Annotated in this window: 1 protein-coding gene; it reads left to right on the forward strand. The window is 64.6% G+C overall.

Translation table 11 applies throughout. The features are described 5' to 3' along the window. Nucleotides 1-636: carbohydrate-binding domain-containing protein (locus Q0938_RS19160; RefSeq protein WP_299365721.1), on the forward strand; the 636-nt coding region annotated here is incomplete at its 5' end. Between the last annotated feature and the right edge of the window lie 331 nt (nucleotides 637-967).

Here is a 967-nt window from a genome sequence, read left to right on the forward strand (position 1 = left end):
TTCTACCAGGACGTCGACGCGACCACAGGGCAGGCCTACACGCTGAGCTTCGACCTGCGGGCGCGGCCCGAGAAGTCGCTCTCGACGCAGGAGGTCGAGGTGGTCTGGAACGACCTGGTTGTGGCCACGGCAAAGCCGGGGGCGGACTGGGGAACCTTCACGACCAGCGTCACCGGTGCCGCGGGGACGGACCGGCTCACCATCCGCGAGGTCGGCGCGCAATCCGGGGATGGCTACGGCGCGCTGCTCGACGACTTCGTCCTGGTTCCCAAGAGCACCGCGCCGATCCCGATCCCGCCCGCCGGAGGCGCAAGCGAGGACGTCGTTACGGTCAAGGCCAACGGCGATGCCTTCAAGGGCGATCCGGCCTTCGCCCTCACCGTGAACGGCAAGACGGTCGCCGCCTCCACAGTGGTCACCGCCGACCGCGCTGATGGCGAATGGGACACCATCATCTTCCGAGGCGACTTCGACGCCGACGGCTCCGACCGGGTCGGGATCACTTTCCTCAACGACCGCTACGAAGGATCGGGAAACGACCGCAATCTCTACGTCGACGAGGTGGTGCTGAACGGCGAGGTGGACGGCACGGACCAGAGCTTCTACCGGAATGGCACCGCGTATTGGGACTTCTAAGCAACCGCTCCGGGCGGTGCAGTCATGCCCGCCCGTGAATGTACTTCAGGATGGCTGAGCTCGCGAACAGACAGGCAAATCTGCTCGGCACAGAAGCGCTGTGGTCGGTCGCGTGCAGGATCTTGCCGACCGGCTCCTCACAGGAACCCAGAACTGATCGACGGGTTGCCACTGTCGAATTACGTCCCGACCACCGAGGCTGCGGTGCAGCAGCGCTGACGGGAAAGCGGAGGCTTCACATGACCAACACGCCGCACGTGAAGAAGCTGTCCAGTGAAGAGCAGAAGAACCTGATCTGCGGCATCCTGGAGGACCTCGCCACAGATTCCAA

It is taken from the genome of uncultured Paracoccus sp. (genome assembly GCF_947496875.1).
In the GTDB taxonomy this organism is placed as follows: Bacteria; Pseudomonadota; Alphaproteobacteria; order Rhodobacterales; family Rhodobacteraceae; genus Paracoccus.